Source organism: Sphingomonas sp. LHG3406-1 (assembly GCF_029637485.1).
In the GTDB taxonomy this organism is placed as follows: Bacteria; Pseudomonadota; Alphaproteobacteria; order Sphingomonadales; family Sphingomonadaceae; genus Sphingomicrobium.
Genome location: NZ_CP069128.1, coordinates 1,512,408 through 1,531,797 on the forward strand (window position 1 = coordinate 1,512,408; position 19,390 = coordinate 1,531,797).

General features: G+C 64.2%; 18 protein-coding genes and 1 tRNA gene. 14 read left to right on the plus strand and 5 right to left on the minus strand.

Annotation, left to right across the window (positions count from 1 at the left end; all coding sequences use genetic code 11):
• Window positions 1-55: 55 nt before the first annotated feature.
• From glpX to JOY29_RS07510, 6 genes are all read left to right on the plus strand, one after another.
• Entirely contained in the window at window positions 56-1,030 is a 975-nt protein-coding gene (glpX, locus tag JOY29_RS07485) for a class II fructose-bisphosphatase (protein WP_300972903.1), read from the plus strand.
• Between the two features lie 42 nt (window positions 1,031-1,072).
• Complete coding sequence (locus JOY29_RS07490; RefSeq protein WP_300972904.1) at window positions 1,073-1,585, plus strand: PH domain-containing protein; 513 nt, start codon at window positions 1,073-1,075, stop codon at window positions 1,583-1,585.
• Window positions 1,586-1,646: 61 nt separating this feature from the next.
• Entirely contained in the window at window positions 1,647-3,176 is a 1,530-nt protein-coding gene (locus JOY29_RS07495; protein ID WP_300972905.1) for a PH domain-containing protein, read from the plus strand.
• A complete protein-coding gene (gene recJ / locus JOY29_RS07500) occupies window positions 3,173-4,924 on the plus strand; it encodes a single-stranded-DNA-specific exonuclease RecJ (protein ID WP_300972906.1) in 1,752 nt (583 codons plus the stop codon). The genes JOY29_RS07495 and recJ overlap by 4 nt, the downstream gene beginning before the upstream one ends.
• Before the next feature lie 68 nt (window positions 4,925-4,992).
• Window positions 4,993-5,067, plus strand: a tRNA-Glu gene (locus tag JOY29_RS07505).
• A gap of 63 nt (window positions 5,068-5,130) precedes the next feature.
• Window positions 5,131-6,984 (plus strand): DUF6538 domain-containing protein, encoded by a 1,854-nt coding sequence (locus tag JOY29_RS07510; RefSeq protein ID WP_300972907.1) that lies wholly within the window; start codon window positions 5,131-5,133, stop codon window positions 6,982-6,984.
• Between the two features lie 6 nt (window positions 6,985-6,990).
• On the opposite strand, the gene JOY29_RS07515 is transcribed toward JOY29_RS07510, so the two are convergent.
• Window positions 6,991-7,968, minus strand: coding sequence for an SAM-dependent methyltransferase (locus JOY29_RS07515; RefSeq protein WP_300972908.1), 978 nt, complete (start codon window positions 7,966-7,968; stop codon window positions 6,991-6,993).
• Between the two features lie 69 nt (window positions 7,969-8,037).
• Between JOY29_RS07515 and JOY29_RS14030 the strand changes: the two genes are divergently transcribed.
• Window positions 8,038-8,550: a helix-turn-helix domain-containing protein gene (locus JOY29_RS14030; protein WP_367280040.1), complete on the plus strand. Its 513-nt coding sequence runs from the start codon at window positions 8,038-8,040 to the stop codon at window positions 8,548-8,550.
• A gap of 406 nt (window positions 8,551-8,956) precedes the next feature.
• On the opposite strand, the gene mscL is transcribed toward JOY29_RS14030, so the two are convergent.
• Window positions 8,957-9,379, minus strand: coding sequence for a large conductance mechanosensitive channel protein MscL (mscL, locus tag JOY29_RS07520; RefSeq protein WP_300972909.1), 423 nt, complete (start codon window positions 9,377-9,379; stop codon window positions 8,957-8,959).
• 73 nt (window positions 9,380-9,452) lie between these two features.
• Window positions 9,453-9,938: a hypothetical protein gene (locus JOY29_RS07525; RefSeq protein ID WP_300972911.1), complete on the minus strand. Its 486-nt coding sequence runs from the start codon at window positions 9,936-9,938 to the stop codon at window positions 9,453-9,455.
• A 194-nt stretch (window positions 9,939-10,132) separates the two neighbouring features.
• Between JOY29_RS07525 and JOY29_RS14035 the strand changes: the two genes are divergently transcribed.
• The 4 genes from JOY29_RS14035 (at window position 10,133) to JOY29_RS14040 (ending at window position 11,677) form a co-directional block, all read left to right on the plus strand.
• On the plus strand, window positions 10,133-10,207 hold the full coding sequence (locus JOY29_RS14035; protein WP_367280041.1) for a hypothetical protein: 75 nt from the start codon (window positions 10,133-10,135) through the stop codon (window positions 10,205-10,207).
• Between the two features lie 160 nt (window positions 10,208-10,367).
• The gene (locus tag JOY29_RS07530) at window positions 10,368-10,961 is read left to right on the plus strand and encodes a DUF937 domain-containing protein (RefSeq protein WP_300972912.1); all 594 of its coding nucleotides are present in this window, start codon (window positions 10,368-10,370) and stop codon (window positions 10,959-10,961) included.
• A 24-nt stretch (window positions 10,962-10,985) separates the two neighbouring features.
• Window positions 10,986-11,402: a DUF3597 domain-containing protein gene (locus JOY29_RS07535; protein ID WP_300972913.1), complete on the plus strand. Its 417-nt coding sequence runs from the start codon at window positions 10,986-10,988 to the stop codon at window positions 11,400-11,402.
• Between the two features lie 47 nt (window positions 11,403-11,449).
• Window positions 11,450-11,677, plus strand: a complete 228-nt coding sequence (locus JOY29_RS14040) for a PilZ domain-containing protein (RefSeq protein ID WP_367280042.1) — start codon at window positions 11,450-11,452, stop codon at window positions 11,675-11,677.
• A 198-nt stretch (window positions 11,678-11,875) separates the two neighbouring features.
• On the opposite strand, the gene JOY29_RS07540 is transcribed toward JOY29_RS14040, so the two are convergent.
• Both JOY29_RS07540 and JOY29_RS07545 read right to left on the minus strand, forming a co-directional pair.
• A complete protein-coding gene (locus JOY29_RS07540; RefSeq protein WP_300972914.1) occupies window positions 11,876-12,499 on the minus strand; it encodes a TetR/AcrR family transcriptional regulator in 624 nt (207 codons plus the stop codon).
• On the minus strand, window positions 12,496-13,104 hold the full coding sequence (locus JOY29_RS07545; RefSeq protein WP_300972916.1) for a TetR/AcrR family transcriptional regulator: 609 nt from the start codon (window positions 13,102-13,104) through the stop codon (window positions 12,496-12,498). The genes JOY29_RS07540 and JOY29_RS07545 overlap by 4 nt, the downstream gene beginning before the upstream one ends.
• 260 nt (window positions 13,105-13,364) lie before the next feature.
• On the opposite strand from JOY29_RS07545, the gene JOY29_RS07550 reads away from it, so the two are divergent.
• From JOY29_RS07550 to JOY29_RS07560, 3 genes are read left to right on the plus strand one after another with little or no spacing between them, the layout of a single operon-like run.
• Window positions 13,365-14,456: an efflux RND transporter periplasmic adaptor subunit gene (locus JOY29_RS07550; RefSeq protein ID WP_300972917.1), complete on the plus strand. Its 1,092-nt coding sequence runs from the start codon at window positions 13,365-13,367 to the stop codon at window positions 14,454-14,456.
• Window positions 14,457-14,470: 14 nt separating this feature from the next.
• The gene (locus tag JOY29_RS07555) at window positions 14,471-17,683 is read left to right on the plus strand and encodes an efflux RND transporter permease subunit (protein ID WP_300972918.1); all 3,213 of its coding nucleotides are present in this window, start codon (window positions 14,471-14,473) and stop codon (window positions 17,681-17,683) included.
• On the plus strand, window positions 17,680-19,074 hold the full coding sequence (locus JOY29_RS07560; protein ID WP_300972919.1) for an efflux transporter outer membrane subunit: 1,395 nt from the start codon (window positions 17,680-17,682) through the stop codon (window positions 19,072-19,074). The genes JOY29_RS07555 and JOY29_RS07560 overlap by 4 nt, the downstream gene beginning before the upstream one ends.
• Window positions 19,075-19,390: the final 316 nt, after the last annotated feature.

A 19,390-nucleotide genomic window follows, 5' to 3' on the forward strand; every position in this document is an offset into this window, starting at 1 on the left:
CCGCCGGAGCCATTCTAGGAGCGGTCGCCAGCGAGAACAGCAGGAAGAACAGCCCGTGATCGATCCGTCCAACATCCTCGACCGAGTCCTCGTGCTTGAAATGGTCCGGGTCACCGAAGCGGCGGCGATCGCCGCCTCGTCGCTGGTCGGACGCGGTGACGAGAAGGCCGCAGACGCGGCCGCGGTGGAAGCGATGCGGGCTGCGCTCAACGAGCTGCCGATGGACGGCACGGTGGTGATCGGCGAAGGCGAGCGCGACGAGGCGCCGATGCTCTACATCGGCGAGAAGGTCGGGTCCGAGCAGGGCACGGGTCCGAAGATCGACATCGCGCTCGACCCGCTGGAAGGAACGACCATCACCGCCAAGGCCGGTCCGAACGCGCTGGCGGTGCTGGCCATCGCCGAGGCAGGCGGGCTGCTGAATGCGCCCGACGTCTACATGGAGAAGCTGGCGATCGGGCCGGGCTATGCCCCGGGCACCGTCAGCCTCGACCGCTCGCCGGCCGAAAACGTCCGCTCGCTGGCGGCGGCGAAGGGCGTCGAGCCGAACGAGATCATCGCCTGCGTGCTCGACCGGCCGCGGCACGCGGAGATCATCGCCGAGCTTCGAAGCATCGGCTGCGGCATCATGCTGATCCCGGACGGCGACGTTGCCGGGGTGATCGCCACGACCGACCCCGAGACGACCGTCGACATCTACATGGGCTCGGGCGGCGCCCCGGAGGGCGTGTTGGCAGCCGCGGCGCTGCGCTGCGTCGGCGGGCAGATCGAGGGCCGGCTGTTGTTCCGCAACGAGGACGAGCGTTCGCGGGCTCGTCGGTGGGGTATCGAGGACCTTGATCGAATTTACCGGCTCGACGACCTTGCCAAGGGCGACTGCATCTTCGCCGCGACCGGCGTCACCGACGGCTCGCTGCTGAAGGGCGTCAAGCGCCGCAAGGGCTGTGTCACCACCGAGAGCATCGTCATGCGCGCATCGAGCGGCACGGTCCGCCGGATCGCCGGCGAGCATCGCCTGGGCACCGCCTGACGCAACCCTTGAAGCGCCATGCGGCTGCTGTATTGTGGCCGTATGACAGCTGAAGCGATCGAGGGCGGAGCCGAACCGCCGGCGCCTAGATCGGGCCTTACTCCGGTCGACCGGGGCTATGTCCAGGTGCTGCGGGTGCAGACCCTGCTGAGCTGGGTCCCGCCCGTGATCGGCGCGATCGTGTTCGACCGGCTGGTGCTGGCGGACACGTCGTGGGGCGGGCTCTTGCTGGTTCTGGTGCCGCTGCTGGCCGCGCTGACCGTGGTGATCGCGCCGATCAGGGTGTGGCTGCGGCTCGGCTACGCGCTCGAGCCGGCGATGCTGCGAGTGGTGCGGGGCTGGCTAGTCCATACGGACACGCTGGTGCCGCTGGTGCGGGTCCAGCATCTCGACATCGCACGCGGGCCGCTCGACAAGATGTTCGGCACCGCCACCCTCGCCATCCACACGGCAGGCACCCACAACAGCATCGTCTCCCTCCCCGGCCTGGCGCCAAGCCGAGCGGCGGAACTGGCGGCGGTGATCCGCACCCACGTCAAGGCGGATATCGACTGAAGTGGACCGGTTGGAGCAAGGCCCCCTTGCGATCGAGCGAGCGGTCGCCGGCGCGGAGCCCGTGCCGGGCGCTGACGAGGCCAAAGCGGAGCGGCTTCACCCCCTCTCGCTGCTGAGCGGGCTCGGCCGGGCGGCGCGCAACGTCATCGGCGGCATCGCGGCGGGTGGGTTCCTGGCGTTCCAGGGACGGTTCCTGATCGCCTTGCTGGTGCTTGGCGGAATCGCCGTGGCCAGCCTCGCCGGGCTGCTGCTCCATTGGTGGAACTTCTCCTTCCGGGTCGGCCGCGACGCCATCCGCATCGACAGCGGGGCGCTCAACCGCAACCACCGGACGATCCCGTTCGACCGGGTCGCCGACGTCAGCATCAGCCAGGGACCGCTGCAGCGCGTAGCCGGGATCGCCCGGGTGACGCTGGAGACCGGTGGCGGGGGCAGCGACGACGGGGTGCTGGACGGCATCCCGCTGCAGCGGGCCGAAGCGCTGCGCGAGTTCATCCGGGCCCGGCGAAGCCGTGCGCCTGCATCGGCCGGCGCCCTGCCCGCCATCGGCACGACGCAAGAGCCGGCGCCCCTGTTCGCGATGGACATTCGGCGGGTGCTGACGCTTGGCCTTTTCAACTTCAGCCTGGCCCTCTTCGCGGGCCTGTTCGGCGCCAGCCAGACGTTCGGCGACATGGTCGACATCGATCCCTTCGAGCGCAACTTCTGGCGGCCGATCCTGGAGCAGAGCGGCTGGGGCGCCTGGCTCCTGGCGCATCAGATCGGCCTCGCGCTCGGCGGCGTGGCGGTGCTGTTGCTGGCGGGGATCGTCACCGGCGTGGTGCGGACGGTGCTTCGCGAGACGGGCTTCCGGCTCGACCGCACGGGCAATGGTTTCCGCCGGCGGCGCGGGCTGCTGACCAAGACCGACGTGTCGCTGCCGCTGAAGCGCATCCAGGCCGCGCTGATCGCCACCGGCCCGGTGCGCGAGCATTTCGGCTGGCGCGCCTTCAAGGTGGTGAGCCTGGCGGGCGAGAGCGGCACCAAGGGCCAGCCCGGGACAGAGGACAAGCGCGACCATGTGCTTGCGCCATTGGCAACGACGGATGAACTGGCGCCCATTGCCGGCGAGATCGGGCTTGCCCTTCCCGGTCCGGACACGCCGTGGCGGCCGGTGTCGAAGCGGCATGTCGGCAGCTTTCTGGCGTTCGTCGGGCCGCTCATGCTGCTGATCGCCTCGGTTAGCGCCACTGCCCTCCTGCTTCGTGGCGAGCCGAACGCGGGAGCGTCCATCGTCCCGCCAATCGCTGCGGGCATCGGCTTCCTCGTACTGTGGGGCCTTCGCTGGCTGGAATGGCAGCGGACCGCTTATGCAGTGGAAGGCCAGAGGCTGCTGATCCGCAGCGGCTGGTGGAGCCGCAAGACCTTCCTCATCCCGCTTCGCAACATCCAGAGCGTCACGCTGCACGAGAACAGCCTGGGGCGGAAGTTCGGCATCGCAACGCTGGCGATCGACGTCGCCGGTGGGCGGTCGACCGGCCAGCGCATCCCTTCGCTGCCGCGAAATGAAGCGAGCCTAGTGCGCACGGAGCTGCTATCTCGGCAGCCATGAGCGTGGCGCTAGGGGTGGAACGGTCGCTGTCGGGCCAGGCATGGCGCTGGCGGCGGCCGCAATCGGACGAGAAATTGGGCGAGGCCCTGGTCGACGAGCTGCTGCTCGGCCGCGGCGTAAGCCCGCACGAGCTGGAACGCTACCGCTCGCCGACCATCCGCGACCTGCTGCCCGACCCGAGCCTGTTCCGCGACATGGACGCGGCGACCGAGCGGGTGGCGGCGGCGGTGCTGGCTGGCGAGGCCATCGCCATCTTCGGCGATTATGACGTGGACGGCGCGACCAGCAGCGCCTTGCTCGTCCTGCTTCTGCGCCAGCTCGGGACGGAGGCGCTGGTCCACATCCCGGACCGTCAGGCGGAGGGCTATGGCCCGAACCTTCCGGCCATGCTGAGCCTCAAGGCGCGCGGCGCCAGCCTGGTGGTGACGGTCGACTGCGGGGCACAGGCATTCGAGCCGCTCGCCGGCGCTCGCGAGGCCGGCCTCGACGTGGTGGTGGTCGATCACCACCAGTGCGCCGCCGCCCTCCCCTTGTGCCACGCCCTGGTCAATCCGAACCGGCTGGACGAGAGCGAGACCGGCCTCGCGCACGGCCATGTGGCGGCGGTGGGCATGGCCTTCCTGCTCGGCGTGGCGCTGGTGCGGGCACTCCGCCAGCGCGGTTTCTTCGCGACCCGCCCGGAGCCACGGCTGGTCGAGCTGCTCGACCTGGTGGCGCTCGGCACGGTGGCCGACGTCGCCAAGCTGCACGGCCTCAACCGCGCCTTCGTCGCCCAGGGGCTGAAGGTGATGGCGGGCGGGCGCAACATCGGCCTGAAGGCGCTGGCCGAGGCGGCGCGGCTGACGGCGGCCCCGAGCTGCCGCGACCTCGGCTTCGCCTTGGGTCCGAGGATCAATGCCGGCGGGCGGGTCGGGCGCGCGGACCTCGGGGTTCGGCTGCTGACGACGACGGACCCGGAAGAAGCGCGCGGAATCGCGCTCGAGCTCGACAAGCTCAACGAGGAGCGCCGGGCGATCGAGCAGGGCGTGCTCGACGAGGCGCTTGCCGAGGCGGCGAGCCGGGGCGACGATCCCGTCGTCACCGTCGCGGCGCAGGGCTGGCACCCGGGCGTGATCGGCATCGTCGCCGGGCGGCTGAAGGAAAAATACGGCCGGCCGGCGTTCGTCATCGCGATCGGTGAGGACGGGATCGGCAAGGGCTCCGGGCGGTCGATCACCGGCGTCGACCTCGGCGCGGCGGTGCTGTCGGCGAAGGACGAGGGCATGGCGGCGGGCGGCGGCGGGCATGCCATGGCGGCTGGGGTGACCCTCGCGCCGGGCGGCGTCGAGGCCTTCCGCGACTATCTGAACCACCGGCTTGCGGCGAACGTGGCGGCAGCGACCGCCAATCGCGCCATGCTGCTCGACACCTTGTGCGCGCCGAGAGGCGTCGCTGTCGGGCTGTGCGACGCGCTGGACGTTGCCGGTCCCTATGGGGTCGGCTGGCCACAGCCACGCGTGGCAGCGGGCGAAGCCTCGCTGCTGAAGGTCGGCGTGGTGGGCAATGGCCATGTGCGCGGGCTCGCTCGCGGCGCGGACGGCGCCAGCTTCAAGTGGATCGCTTTCCGGGCGGCCGACAGCGAACTCGGCCAGGCGCTGCTGGCGATGCCGGCCGACCGCAAGCTGTGGCTGGCCGGCACGATTCACCGCGATACGTGGAACGGCGGCAATGCTGCCGAGCTTCACCTCGAGGATGCGGCGATCGCCTGATCCCGGCCCTTGGTCCGTGCCGCTTGACCCCCGCACCGCCTTCCCCTAGGCAGCGCGGCGCCCAAGTTGGCCCCTTCGTCTAGTGGTTAGGACGCGGCCCTTTCACGGCTGAAACACGGGTTCGAGTCCCGTAGGGGTCACCATCCAAGCCTAAGGCTTGGAAAGCGTTGGATTTACGGCCTCTTTACCCATCATGTGTACAGAACATGGGTACAGAAATCGTGAAGAAGTCCAGCATGGCCACCCCCTTCGCCGACCCCCGTACGGGGCAGCTCTACTTCCGGCGCGCCATCCCCGAGCCGCTTCGGGCCGCGTTCGGCGGCATGCGTGAGCGGAAGATTACGCTTGGCACCAAGAATCCCGTGATGGCCAAGGAGCCATTCGCCAGGCTGAATGCCGAGTTCGAGCGCGATCTCGCCGAAGCCAGGCACAAGCTCGCAGAGGGTACGCTGCTCCCCACACCCGGTGCAGTCGTTCGGCGCTGGTGCGAGAGCGCACCGACAAACGGCGGGCTGTCGGGTCAGCAGCGACTGTTGCTTACCCTCATGGAACTGGATGCGGGTGTCGGCGGACGCTTCTCGGCCAACCCCAAGCAAATCTACCCGCCCGCAATCACTGGACCGGCGGTCAACACTGATTGGAATGCCGTGCTTGACGAGCCGTCTCGGTTCGCGGGCATCGTCACTGACGTCTACGGCGGCGAGGCCGAGCAGGTCGGCACCAACTGGATTCGATCTCGCTGGCACGAGTCCGGGAACGCCTGGCATCCTCACCTTCTGCAAGCCGCAGAACGGCTCCGGCGCTTCGTTCCTGAAGCTCAGCGCTTCTCCACCGAAGAGATCGCTAAGGCCCTGCTCGCCGTCCTGGATGAGCAGCGCCCGGCCGACGAAGACTTCAACCGTGCTCGGCTGGCCAAGCGGCGCCATCGCCCCAACCGGTCACGACTTCGCCCAAACATGCGGCTCAAGCAGCTGTTTGACGAGTGGGAAGACGGCAACAAACCCCGCCCGCAAACGGCGCTGGAGTATAGGGCCTCCGTTGATGACTTCATCGACTTTGCAGGAGATATCCCGGTATCGGCGATCGACGCCGACTTGCTTTTCGACTATCGCGACGAAGCAGCGCGGCTGCCCAGCACGATGCCCCGTGCCGATCGTGCCCTCCCTTTTCGGGCTCGCGTGGAAAAGCACGGCGGCGGTACGCCTAAGTGTTCGCCGGCAACCCTGAAGAAGCGGATCGGCGCGCTTCAAGCGCTACTCACCTACGCCTTCCAGCAGCGCTGGACGGCGAGCAACAACGGCGTGGGCATCACCATCATTGGTTACTCAAAGACAAATAAGAACCGTCGCAGCTTGGAGGACCACGAACTCACGTTGCTGTTTGCTTGTCCCCTCTTTGTCGATCCGCGGTCGTGGAACTCACCGTCCCGGATCAGCGACGTCACCATCTTCTGGCTGTTCCTGATTGCTGCGACGACCGGGGCTCGGTTGGAGGAAGTCGGGCAGGTGGCGCTCGCCGACATCCGCCGTGACGGTGACATCGTCTATCTCGACATCAGCGACTATGCGCTTCTGGAGGACGGAGAAGAGAAGAGCGTCAAGAACCCGGAGTCGAGGCGTCTCGTGCCCGTCCATGCCAACTTGGTTGCGATCGGCTTCCTCGCCTATTGCAATGCGCTTGCTGCAGCCGGGCACCGGCAGCTTTTCCCCGACCTAAAGGAGAACAAGATCGGAAAGAAGACCAAGGAAGCCAGCCAACGCATCAACCGCATCGTGGACCGATACGTGTCCAAGGATAAGCGGCTCGTCTTCTACTCGCTCCGGCATACCTTCAAGGCCAAGGGTAACGAGGCCAATCTGACATCCAAGACCCTCAACCAGATCTGCGGGCATGCGCTGGTCAACGTCGGCGAGCAGTATGGCTCCGAGCCTCGCATCCGGAACTTGTACAGGGAACTGCATCGCATCGACTTCTCGTGCATCGATTGGGAGGCGATCAGGCAGGCGGTGTCCGGCTTGAAGTGGAGTGAGGTCCTGCGCCGCGGCAAGCCGGATGACTGATGATTTTCAGTCGGTCGTCGAGCCGTCTTTGTACTCGCGGTAGAGACGGACGATCTCCGACTTCGCTAGGCTCGGGTTGCCGGCGACATTGCCGACAACACTGGCGAAATCGAGCTGCTTCATGATCGTCTCGACCTCTCCCTTGATGAAATAGTGAGATGACGGACTCATGTTGAGGTCGTGATGCACACGCCCGGCATTGGCGCCAACGCGCTGGATAGCGAAGTCGGCTAGCTCCGGCTTGGTAAACTTGAAGTCGGGGTGAGTGGTCTCCGTGCGCTGCAGCTCCCGCTTGTAAGGGCGGCGTTCCCAGATTTGGAAGACAGCCGGCACGTGGAATGGCTCGTACCGGAAGAGGAAAGCGTTCTCAGGCACCGGCACCTCGCAAATGCGATGGAATGCATTGTCGAGACGGTTCTCAATCGAAGCTTTCCGAACGGACGCTGGCATAATGAATGCGATGACATCCCCTGCGCGAGCGGCGCGATTGAAGAACGCAACAGCCATGCTGGCATTCTTACCGAACGGAGGGTTTCCGATGATGGCTGTTGGCCAATCGCGCGGGAGATCGACAGCGAGGAAGTCAGCACGTTGAACGTCTGGATATCTCGGATCTAGATCGTAACCAAGGCTACCCGGCGGCAGCAGACTGAAGAACGCCCCGGTCCCAGCGCTTGGTTCGACCATGCGAAAGTGACGCGGATCGAAGTGCTCGCGGAAGACCTCATAAAACTCCCGAGCGACGTGCGGAGCCGTGTAGTACTGGTCAAGCTCAATTGCGGGCCGGCAATCATCGTCCGCCGCCACTCCAAGAGACGGGCCGATGACGGAGACCACTTCATCAAGCAGCTGTGAAGCATTTGGCGCGTCTTCAGCTCGCCTGTAATAATCGAACGACAACTGCTTGGCTTGGCAAGCATCGGGGCGACTGGCGGTTGCAGCTTTTGATCTGCTGCGCCCGAGCGGAGGATTAAAGGGCTTCATGGATCGTCTTGAAGGACGGCCCATTCCACGATATGCAACAACCCGACAATTTAGTTGAGAATGGGTCCGATGCCTTCACGTCGACCGTGCCCGCCCCTTCGCTACGCAGCCTTCAGGTCCGACTTGGGGTCAGTGCTGAGGGCTCGACGGAAGGCTGATCAGATTAAGCAGCAGACACTCGCGGACGCGATCGGCATCCAGCGTTCAAGTCTCTCCGCCATCGAAAACGGCAGAGCATGGCCCCTGCCAGACACGCTGGAAGGACTGATGCGCGAACTTGACCTCGACTGGTCAATGGTACTCAAGAAAGGAGCGACAAAGCCGCCTGATCAAGAAGTCGGAGGCACCGACGATGCTGATAGGCGACTGGATCTCGGGCGTGCACTTCGGTCCGGCCGTCTTCAGGAGGGCAGTAGCCTTCGGCAGGTTGCCGAGCGATGCGGTTCGTCCGCAGCGCAGCTGTCGAGACTAGAGCGGGGCCAGGCAACGCGGAGTCGCGTGTACGCGAAACATCCGAAGGACGGTTCGTTTGAAGGGTTCAAGGATCCGGAACTCGATCGCTTGCACCTGCTAGGGGAGTAAGCGATGGTCGCGCCGGGTGTGTTGAGGCCGTTTGCCCTTCCACTGAGACGCAAAAGCACAGGAGGCGGGCTGACCTCCTAGCGGCATCAAGCCAGCCGGCCATGCGCGAAGCGCACACGCGTCAAACGTCCGCATAGACCCACTCTCAGACATTCACGGAAGAATTGCAGCGGCCGGACAGCGGACGTTGGTTTGTTCATCGATTTCCATCTCGGCATCGATGTCGGAGATGTTCTAGCCTTGGCTGAAGCGATTGACATTCAAGCAGGACGGCGGGCCGGTTGCCGGTCCACCGTCACCCCGCTTCAACGTCGGCATGTGCCGGGTTCAAAGCAGCCTGTCGGGATCCCGATCGCGAGCATTTTGCGACCTGCAAAAGCCACCGCAGATTTGCGGTAGTCGAGGATCAAGGCCGACGACGGAGCTCATCGCGGATTTCTGCAAGTAGATCTACTTCGGTCGGACCTGCGACCTCATCTACCCGCTTCATTACTTTGTTGGCCGAGCGGACAAGCATGAAGATGATAAAGGCGAGAATTAAGAAGTTGATCAGAACCGTGATAAACTGACCCCATCCCAGCACGGCTACGCCGGCCGCTTTCAAATCTGTGTAGCTGCTTGCATTGCCCTTGAAGCCTTCCGGAATAGGTCCGAGCACGGCGAAGTAGTTAGCGAAATCGAGGCCGCCGAAGACTGACCCTACCAAGGGCATTATGATGTCGTCCGTCAGGCTGGCAACGATGGTTGCGAAGGCCGCACCGATGATCACGGCGACAGCCAGATCGAGCACATTGCCCTTTGCGATGAAGGTCTTGAACTCTGAAAACATGTCGTTCCTCCTGACGTGAAATCACGAGACCGATATCTTTCGGTGTTTCGTGCCGTTTCTCGGGTGCGATCGATCAAGTCTCAAGGATGCTCTTCAATTGACCTATTCGCTCACAAAGGGCGCGCATTTGCGCATTCATGTCACCCAGCTGATCGAGGGTAAACGCGGTCCGTGACGCTGGGAGAGAGGTGATGCCGCCATCCGAGGCATAGGCCACCCATGTTCCCTCTGCGGCTCTTTCCACTCCGACAAAGTGATGGAAGATCAGGTTGCGGGTCCGGGAGAACTGTTCTGCCAAATTGCCAATTTCAGCCACCTCGCGAGCTGCTGTTGGATTACGCCGCGACTTGAGACTGACGAGGGCGCGCCACTCTGCCAAGCGCTCGTTGAAAGAGCCTCGAACTCGCGCGGTTGTCATTCCGCTGTCTCCATCGGAAAGACGCAGCCTCTTGATGTCGTCGATGACGGCGCGCTCCAGCATGCTCCAACTCAGCAGGAGGTAGCCGAGCGCTGTCATGAGAGTGTCGACATCGGAATAGCCATCGATCACCTTGTTCACGCACCCTGATCCTTTGACAGGCATCGACCGAATACATCAGCCTAAAGGAGAGATCAGCCCTCCTTCGTCTGAGCGGGTCGCGCCGCCGTCGCTGCCGTTGACTTTAATCTATGTCAGGCGTTCAATCACCGCACAAGGAGACCAATCATGGCCGTAGCCAAGACTCTTGAAATTTTTCGAGCTCCACGGAAAGCATCGAGGCAGCTGTAAGCGAGGGCAGCGCCAAGGCTGGCGAGACCATTCACGACATCCAAGAGGCGTGGGTGTAGAGCACCAAGGCGCTGGTACGCGACATGAAGGTTGTCGAATGGCGAGTGACCCTGAAGGTGACCTTCATCGTCAAGTAGCAGCTGCTGCCACCCGCCTGTTGCACTCACCAGCCAATGCTGGGGCAGGCATTTGCCCAAATGCCCACGAGGAGAGACTTAAATGGACGTCAATCAGATGCTGCAGCAGACTGGTGCTGTGGAGGCACTATCGCGTGAACTGGGCGTCGACGCTTCAACGGCTCAGGCAGGAGCGGCCGCACTCTTGCCTTCAATCCTATCCGGATTCCAGAATCCTGTCGCAGCAAGCGCTCCTCCGGCTGCCTCCCAAGCGCTCTCTGCCTCGAGTGGGTTAGGTGGGCTGCTCGGGATGATTGGCGGATTGGGTGGCGGCGCGCTCCTCGACAACGTTACTTCTTCAGGACCCACCGAAGTCAACAAGGGCAATGAGATTCTTGGACAGCTGTTCGGATCAAAGGACGGAAGTCGTGCGGTAGCCGCAAGCGCTGCGGCTCAGTCAGGCGTCGAGCCGTCTCTGTTGAAAAAGATGCTTCCAATCCTCGCAATGGTCGCTGCCGGCTATTTGATGAAGCAAGCAAGCCAAGGAGGTGGAATTGGAGGAGCATTGGGGAGTGTTTTCGGAGGGCAATCGAGTGCCGCTGGAACGGAAGGATCTTCGCAGCAAACACAGGGCAGCGGGTCGGCCGACATTCTTGGCGATCTGATTGGCGCCGCCGGCAAATTCCTGGGACGGTAGTCAAGCAATTAGGAGACGCATGCGATGAGCATTTTCGGCAAAATCAAAGACGCCATTTTCGGCAAGAAAGCCGTACCGGCTCCGGTCCCGACTGGCAGCGGAACAGTTCAGCCGTCTCCGGGAGCTGACTCGCCGACATCATCTCCCATGGGTCAGGCCAACCAACCTCAAGCGCAAAGCCAGGTTGACGTTGAGCAGGTCCTTACCAGCCTAGTTTCGTCGAAAGGTAATCCAGATCTGAATTGGCGGACGTCGATCGTAGACTTGTTGAAGCTGCTCGACATGGATTCAAGCCTTGGAAACCGGAAGGAACTCGCAGCCGAGCTCGGGTACAAGGGAGAGAAGGACGGCAGCGCAGAGATGAACCTGTGGCTTCACAAGGAAGTGATGCGGCAGTTGGCCGCTCATGGCGGGAAGGTACCCGCCAATCTCACTGACTAATCAGCGGCGTCGGCACGGTGACAGAAGAGGAGAACGCGACCGATTGGGTGAAGCGAGCAGATCGCGACCCGGTATCAGTCGCTGCCTCTCTGGTACTCGAAGACCGGAGGTTGCCAGTTCTGATCACAAACATTTCGGAAGATGGCTGCCGAATCACGTGTGAGGAGACTTTGCCAATTGGATCCCATGTCACGATCAGGGTGAATCTGGTAAACATTGCTGCAACTATTAGGTGGTCCCTTGCCGGCAGCGCCGGCCTACGTTTCGCTAAGTGAAGGATATTCAGCACTTGTTGACATACACGATGGTCTAGCTGGAAACGGCTTCGTTGAGTCGAATGCGACAAAACACCAAGCGCAGCGGTCCGCTTACACGATGAAGCATTCGACAACGGCCGGACCGGCATCCACCATCAGCAGACGTGAAGTGAAGATCGCATGACCGCCCCAAGCCAAATGGCCACTGAAGCTGATCTAGCAGCCGCTTGAGATATAGGCGCTGAAGGATCCCACTCCGACCGTGGTAAGGGCTTTGAGTTGCTCTCGAGAAGCGCCGGCGCGAGCCTGCAATGAAATGCCCTGCACCAACGCGAACAAGAAGCTTGTAAGCCCATCACTGTCAGCGTTGGCCGGCAGGTCACCTTCTTGTCGTGCCTTATCAAAGCGTTCGACAAGCTTGGTGCGGACTACCTTGCCGCGCCGCTGAACATCGTCACGCACACCCTGAGTATCCTCGCCGCACGACGTGGACGCAATCACACCCATGCAGCCACGCGACTCGCCTTCGCCAGCGGCGGTCTCGTACGCACCCCGCAAGAGTCGCTCGGCAACCTGGGCTGCGGTTGGCTGCTCGATCGCCTGTTCGATGTAGCGCAGCTTATCGCGCTGGTAGAGGTCGAGCGCTTCGTGGAACAGCGCCTCCTTGTTGCCGAACGCGGCATACAGGCTCGGCCGCGTGATCCCCATTGCAGCTGTGAGGTCGCTCAAGGACGTCGCATCATAACCCTTGCTCCAGAAAACTTGGAGAGCGGCCGCCAGTGCCTTGTCCGTGCAGAACTCCCGTGGGCGGCCACGCGCCTGTGGCACCGACGCGCTCATAGCTGCGGCTCCAGCACTGCCAGGGACATGCGATCTGCCGGCGTCACGTCAGGTGACAGGGCAATCCTCAACATAGCCGAAAGCCTGAGCTCGAAAGTGTCGTCTTCGCAGCCGCCGCAGTCGTCAACCCGCAGGATGGTGCGCACGATCGTTGTACCCATGAGCACCGATAACGCCATCGCCGCCCTCCGATCCGCCTGCGCGCCGGTCAACACATTGGCGAACGGCTCAAGCACCTCAGTCTTGAAAGTCGACTGTACGATGACCGACGCCGTTGGCGAGGTGGCTGAGCGAAGCATGATCAGCAGGCGCTCGATATGATCGGCATCCTTGGAATCGTCGGTGACGAGCATGGAAGCCAAGTGGCTCGGCAGGTCATCAGCCCCGGCAAGCTCCTCCCAACGATTGTCGTCGGTCGCTAAAGCTGCCTGGAACAATTGCTCTTTCGAGCCGAAGTACCGACCGATCAGCGCGACATCGACCCCTGCAGCACCCGCAATCTCACGCAGGCTGACGGCGTCGTAGCTCTCCTGCACGAAGCACTTGCGCGCGCAGTCGAGGAGGCGTTCGCGGGTGGCGGCAGCGTTGCGGGTGGTGGGTGGCATTGCTTCTCCAGAGGCTGTCCATCGCGGCAACACAAGCCGAATGTCAACAGCTATTGACTTTGTAAGTCTACAAGTGTTGACGGCGCGTGAATGCCGATGTGAGTCGGATCTGTCGACCGCTTTGGGTATCAAGTTCTCGGAAAGTCAGTTCGATGTCCTCACCTCATGCCCGGTCGCGCCTCGCACCTCTTGCCTTCTTCGTCCTTGCTCTGGTGGGAGGCTGCTCCAAGTCCGAGGAGCAGCCGGCGGCGCCGCCGGTCATGCCGGTCACGGTCGCTCAGCCGATACAGCAGCAGGTAGTGGACTGGGACGAGTTCGTTGGTCGCTTTGAGGCGCAGCAGAACGTCGAAGTGAGGCCCCGCGCCACCGGCTATCTCCAGTCGGTGCACTTCCGTGAAGGTCAATATGTCCGCGCCGGGCAACTGCTGTTTACGATCGATGCACGGCCTTCGCAGGCGGCCCTGGCCCAATCGCAGGCGCAGCTGGCACGCGCTCAGGCGACGCTTACCAATGCCCGCACCGAATTGTCGCGCTCACGGGCCTTGGCGGCGCAGCAGGCGGCAAGCACGGAAGAGGTCGAGCAGCGGCAGGCAGCCTTGCGCACCGCCGAAGCGGACGTCGCGGCCGCCCGCGCAGCCATCCGCGCGCAGCAACTCAACGTGGGCTTTACGCGGGTGCTGGCGCCCTTGTCCGGCATGGTGTCGGAGAGGCGGGTTGATGCGGGCAACTCGGTCACCGCCGATCAGACTGTGCTGACCACGATCGTTTCTACCAATCCACTTCAGTTCACCTTCAACGGCTCCGAAACGCTGCTTCTAAAATACCAACGGCAGAACGCAGGCAACACAGCAGGCACGCCCGTGCGCATCCGGCTCGGCGATGAGACGTCCTACGTCCATGCCGGACGCCTCGACTTCATCGACCCGGTGGTGAATAGCGAAGCCGGCACCGTTCGCGCCCGCGCGATCGTCCCCAATCCGACCGGCTTCCTGAAGCCCGGCATGTTCGGCAATCTTCGGCTTGAAGCCTCGAAGCCATACGCCGCCTTGCTGGTACCCGATGAGGCAATCGTCACCGATGCCGCGCGCCGCGTGGTCTACGTCGTCGACAAGGCCGGCACCGTTCTTGCGCGCCCGGTCGAGCTTGGACCGCTGACCGGCAATCTGCGCGTCATCCGCCGCGGCATCTCCCCGCAGGATCGGGTCATCATCAACGGCCTTCAGCGTGCCCGTCCCGGTCAGAAGGTCAAACCGCAGCCCGGACGCATCAAGGTGCAGAGCGGGCCTGAGCCGGCCAGCCAGCAACCGCCAGCGGCGAACCCGTCGGCCATCGCGACACCCGTCGGCGCCTGAAGGACCTCGCTCCAGTGAATATCTCGCGCTTCTTCATCGAACGGCCCATCTTCGCGTCGGTCCTCGCGGTGTTCATCACCCTGATCGGATTGTTCGCCTATCCGCAGCTGCCGCTCTCGCAATATCCGGAGATCGCGCCCCCGACGATCAGCATCGCGGCTGCCTATCCGGGTGCCTCGTCCGAGACGATTGCCGAAACCGTCGCCGCGCCGCTCGAGCAGGAAATCAACGGCGTCGAGAACATGCTTTACATGTCCTCGTCGTCAACCGGTGGCGCGGCACAGATCACCGTGACCTTCAAGCCCGGCACCGACCTCGATGCCGCGCAGGTGCTGGTGCAGAACCGCGTGGCGCTCGCCGAACCGCGTTTGCCGGATCAGGTGCGCCAGGTCGGCGTCACCGTCAGCAAGCAGTCCACCGGCTTCCTGATGATCGTGGCGCTGACGTCCACCGATCCGAACCTCGATGTGGATTACCTCGGCAATTACGCCAACACCAACCTGCGCGATCGGCTGCTCCGCCTCGAAGGTGTCGGGGGGGTGCAGGTGTTCGGCGGCGGCAATTACTCGATGCGGGTCTGGATCGACCCGTCCCGCGCGGCCGCCCGCAACCTCACCGCAGGCGAGATCGTCACCGCGCTTCGCACCCAGAACGTCCAGGTCGCTGGCGGCGCGCTTGGCCAGCCTCCGTATGGCGGCGGCAATCCGTCCTTCCAGCTGCCTGTCCAGGTGCAAGGCCGCCTCAGTGATCCCGAACAGTTCGCCGACGTGATCATCAAGACGGACCCGTCGGGCGGCATCACCCGTGTCCGCGACGTCGCCCGGGTTGAGCTTGGCTCACAGGATTACGGCATTCGCGGATCGTTCACAGGCAAGAATGGGGTGGCGCTGGCGGTGATCCAGCAGCCGGGCTCCAATGCCCTCAACGCGGCTGAGCTGGTTCTGAACGAAGTCGAGACGGCGTCCAAGGACTTCCCGCCAGGCATCGTCTACTCGATCCCCTACAACCCGACCGAATATGTCTCGGCGTCGGTGACGGCGGTGCAGGAAACGCTGCTCGAGGCGGTGATCCTTGTCATCATCGTGGTCATGGTATTCCTCCAGACCTGGCGTGCGGCGGTGATCCCGATCCTGGCGATCCCGATCGCGCTGGTGGGCACCTTCGCGGTGCAGCTGGCGCTCGGCTATTCGATCAACTCGCTGTCCTTGTTCGCCCTCGTGCTGGCGGTCGGCATCGTAGTCGACGACGCTATCGTTGTTGTCGAAGCCGTCGAGAAGCACATCCGTGAGGGGCTCAGCCCACGTGAAGCCGCGCACCGCACCATGCAGGAAGTGTCGGGAGCGCTGATCGCGATTGGCCTGGTGCTGACCGCCGTCTTCGTGCCGACCGCCTTCGTGTCGGGTATTCCGGGCATCTTCTACCGACAGTTCGCGGTGACCATTGCGGCGGCCTCGCTGATCTCGCTGGTTGTGTCGCTGACGCTGTCGCCCGCATTGGCAGCGTTGCTGCTGAAGCCACACGTCGAGATGCACGCCGGAGGCGGCTTCAAGTGGACCCGCCCGCTGCGGCTTGCCGCTACCAAGTTCAACGCCGGCTTTGACTGGCTGTCGGACCGTTACGGGCGTCTGACCAGCCAGCTGGTGCGCAAGACCGGCCTGATGCTGGTGATCTACGCCGGCTTCCTGGCGCTGACCGGTGTTCAGCTCGCGTCAACGCCGACGGGCTTCATTCCCGAACAGGATCAAGGCGTCCTGATCGGCGTCGTCCAGTTGCCGCCGGGCGCATCGCTCGATCGCACGACGGAGGTGCTGAACCGCGCTTACGACATCGTCCGCAAGCAGCAGGGCGTAGTCGACGCCGCGACCTTCGCGGGCCTCGACGGCGCGAGCTTCTCGCAGGCATCCAACGCCGGCACCATGTTCATCCGTCTGGCGGACTGGGGCGATCGCGGCGGCAAGGGCCTGTCCGCCAACGAGCTCTCCCAGGCGCTGACCGGAGCACTCGCCGGCCAGATCCAGGAAGCCAACGTCTTCATCATTGCGCCGCCGGCAGTGCCTGGTCTTGGCACCGGCAACGGCTTCACCATGATGATCCAGGACCGCTCGGGCGCCGGCTATCAGGCGCTTGAAGGGGCGACCATGGCGATGATGGGTGCTGCCGCGCAGCAGCCCAAGGTGACCCAGGTCTTCTCGACCTTCAACACCGGCTCGCCGCGGATCGACGCTGAGATCGACCGCGACCGCGCCCAGTTGCTCGGAGTACAGCCCTCCCAGGTCTATGAGGCCCTGGGAACCTACCTGGGCTCGACCTACGTCAACGACTTCAACATGCTCGGCCGCACCTTTCGGGTAACCGCGCAGGCCGAACCTGCCGCCCGAGACGACCTTGCCGACATCGGTCAGTTGCAGGTCCGCTCGGCCGGCGGCGAGATGGTGCCGCTCGCCTCGGTCGCGACCCTCCGCAACGACAGCGGTCCGGAACGGGTGGTGCGCTACAACATGTTCCCGGCCGTCGAACTGCAGGGACAGGCTGCGGCGGGTGTGTCCTCGGGCGACGCCCTCACCACCATGGAGCAGCTCGCCGCCAGCACCTTGCCGCACGGCATGAGCTTCGAATGGACCGGCCTTGCGTTCCAGGAGAAAGCTGCGGGAAGCAGCTCGACGCTGATCTTCCTCCTCGCCGTGCTGTTCGTGTTCCTAGTGCTCGCCGCGCAATATGAAGCGCTGACCCTGCCACTGGCGGTGATCCTGATCGTGCCGATGTGCATCCTGGCGGCACTGTTCGGGGTCATGCTGCGGGGCATGGACAACAACATCCTGACGCAAGTCGGCCTCGTCGTGCTGGTCGCGCTGGCCGCGAAGAACGCGATCCTGATCGTTGAATTCGCCAAGCAGGCCGAGGAAGAGGTTGGCGCCAGTCCGCTCGAAGCAGCGGTCACCGCTGCCCGTCAGCGCCTTCGGCCGATCCTGATGACCAGCTTCGCCTTCATCTTCGGCGTGATCCCGCTGGCGATCGCCGTCGGGCCGGGCGCGGAGATGCGCCAGTCGCTGGGCACCGCCGTCAGCTTCGGCATGCTCGGAGTCACCATCTTCGGCCTGATCTTCACGCCGGTCTTCTACGTCGTCATGCGCGGTCTTCCCGATCGCCTGCGCAAGGTTCGCACGCACGTCATGCGCCGCAAAGACGACACCCACCCACCGCTCGCCGCGGATGGAGCATCTTCATGAAGCGCATTCTACTCGCTCTAAGCAGCGCATTTGCCCTGAGCGGTTGCATGACCGTAGGTCCCGACTATCGCTCGCCCGCGCCCGACGTGCAGGCGAAGGCGCAGCGGCCGTTCGTCAGCGCCGCGCCCTCGCCCTTATTCACCGGCAACGAGCCGCCGGGCCGCTGGTGGAGCCTGTTCAACGATCCCGCACTGGATGGACTGGTGCGGCAGGCGCTGACCGCCAATACCGATCTGCGCGTCGCTGCCGCCAACCTTGCCCGGGCCCGCGCCGTGTTGCGCGAGACCCGCTCGGCGCGGCTACCGTCCACGACCGTGTCGGGCAGCGCAACCTACGCCCACCAGCCAGATCCCCTGCCCTCGGACACCACCTTCGATGTCGGGCTCGACGTCGGCTACCAGGTCGACCTCTTCGGCCGGCTGCGTCGCGCCACCGAAGCCAGCCGCGCCGACGTCGGAGCGGTGCAGGCCGCATTCGATCTCGCGCGCGTGTCGGTCGCAGCAGAAACCGCGCGCGCCTATGCCGATGCCTGCAGCGCCGGCCGCCAGCTTGAGGTCGCCCGCGAAACGGTGCGACTGCAAGAGCAGACCTTCGACCTCACCCGCCGGCTGGTCGCTGGTGGGCGCGGCACCGCGCTTGACACCGGCCAGGCCGGTTCACTGCTTGAGCAGACCCGTGCCACCGTTCCGACCATCGAAGCACAGCTGCAGACCGCGCTATTCCGCTTGGCCGTCCTGACCGGTCGCCCGCCGGCCGAGGTTTCGCCCCAAGCCGCAGCCTGCACTACGCCGCCGGCTCTTAGCCGCCCGATCCCGGTCGGCAATGGCGCAACCCTGATCGCCAGGCGCCCTGACGTTCGCCAGGCCGAACGCGAACTCGCCGCCGCCACCGCTCGGATCGGCGTCGCCACCGCCGACCTTTACCCCGACATCCAGCTTGGCCTGTCTGTGGGATCGACGGCTACCTCGGTCGGAGACCTAGCGTCCTCGCGTGGCTTGCGTATCGGACTCGGTCCGCTGATCAGCTGGACCTTCCCCAACACCGGCGTCGCCCGCGCACGCATTGCCCAGGCCGAGGCGTCTGCTCAAGCTTCGCTCGCCCGGTTCGACGGCACCTGGCTCAGCGCCCTGGAGGAGACCGAAAGCGCGCTGACCCGCTACGCCCGCGAGCAGGAGCGTCTCCAGGCGCTTCGCCGGGCGCGCGCAAACAGTGCCGAAGCTGCGCGCATCGCCCGCCTTCGCTATCGTGCTGGCCGCGAGGCCTTCCAGATCGTCCTTGAAGCCGAGCGCTCGCTCGCTCAGACGGACAGCGCACTTGCCCAGTCGGAAGCCCAGCTTTCGACCAATCTCGTCAGCCTCTTCCTGGCGCTCGGTGGCGGCTGGCAGGTCTGAACTTTCTTCAAGGTCACGGCTCGCCTAATCGTCGAAGAACAGCGCTTTGAGCGGCATTCCCGCTCGTCAACGATGGTCTGCTATTCGCCTGGGCTAACCCGAAAGCAGCCGGTCCGCTTACCACCATGAGCGGAAGCTAGATTGAACCACCATGGAGGCCTGTATGAGACTGGGATCGGAACGACAGCTATAAGTTGGCGGACGTCATAAGCAGACGTCATCATTGTATCCCAGGCATCAAGCACTGAGTGTCGCTACAGACCTGTCACGAATGCCTCGGCCTCAATGCTCGTGCGTTTTTGGGAGCAGTCGAGAG

What these genes read in the sequence shown, in the direction of transcription:
- JOY29_RS07490 (WP_300972904.1), top strand. Translation starts at nt 1,073, where the DNA reads ATGACAGCTGAAGCGATCGAGGGCGGAGCCGAACCGCCGGCGCCTAGA.
- recJ (WP_300972906.1), top strand. Translation starts at nt 3,173, where the DNA reads ATGAGCGTGGCGCTAGGGGTGGAACGGTCGCTGTCGGGCCAGGCATGG.
- JOY29_RS07510 (WP_300972907.1), top strand. Translation starts at nt 5,131, where the DNA reads ATGGGTACAGAAATCGTGAAGAAGTCCAGCATGGCCACCCCCTTCGCC.
- JOY29_RS07515 (WP_300972908.1), bottom strand. Translation starts at nt 7,968, where the DNA reads ATGAAGCCCTTTAATCCTCCGCTCGGGCGCAGCAGATCAAAAGCTGCA.
- JOY29_RS14030 (WP_367280040.1), top strand. Translation starts at nt 8,038, where the DNA reads ATGCCTTCACGTCGACCGTGCCCGCCCCTTCGCTACGCAGCCTTCAGG.
- mscL (WP_300972909.1), bottom strand. Translation starts at nt 9,379, where the DNA reads ATGTTTTCAGAGTTCAAGACCTTCATCGCAAAGGGCAATGTGCTCGAT.
- JOY29_RS07530 (WP_300972912.1), top strand. Translation starts at nt 10,368, where the DNA reads ATGGACGTCAATCAGATGCTGCAGCAGACTGGTGCTGTGGAGGCACTA.
- JOY29_RS07535 (WP_300972913.1), top strand. Translation starts at nt 10,986, where the DNA reads ATGAGCATTTTCGGCAAAATCAAAGACGCCATTTTCGGCAAGAAAGCC.
- JOY29_RS07540 (WP_300972914.1), bottom strand. Translation starts at nt 12,499, where the DNA reads ATGAGCGCGTCGGTGCCACAGGCGCGTGGCCGCCCACGGGAGTTCTGC.
- JOY29_RS07545 (WP_300972916.1), bottom strand. Translation starts at nt 13,104, where the DNA reads ATGCCACCCACCACCCGCAACGCTGCCGCCACCCGCGAACGCCTCCTC.
- JOY29_RS07550 (WP_300972917.1), top strand. Translation starts at nt 13,365, where the DNA reads ATGCCGGTCACGGTCGCTCAGCCGATACAGCAGCAGGTAGTGGACTGG.
- JOY29_RS07560 (WP_300972919.1), top strand. Translation starts at nt 17,680, where the DNA reads ATGAAGCGCATTCTACTCGCTCTAAGCAGCGCATTTGCCCTGAGCGGT.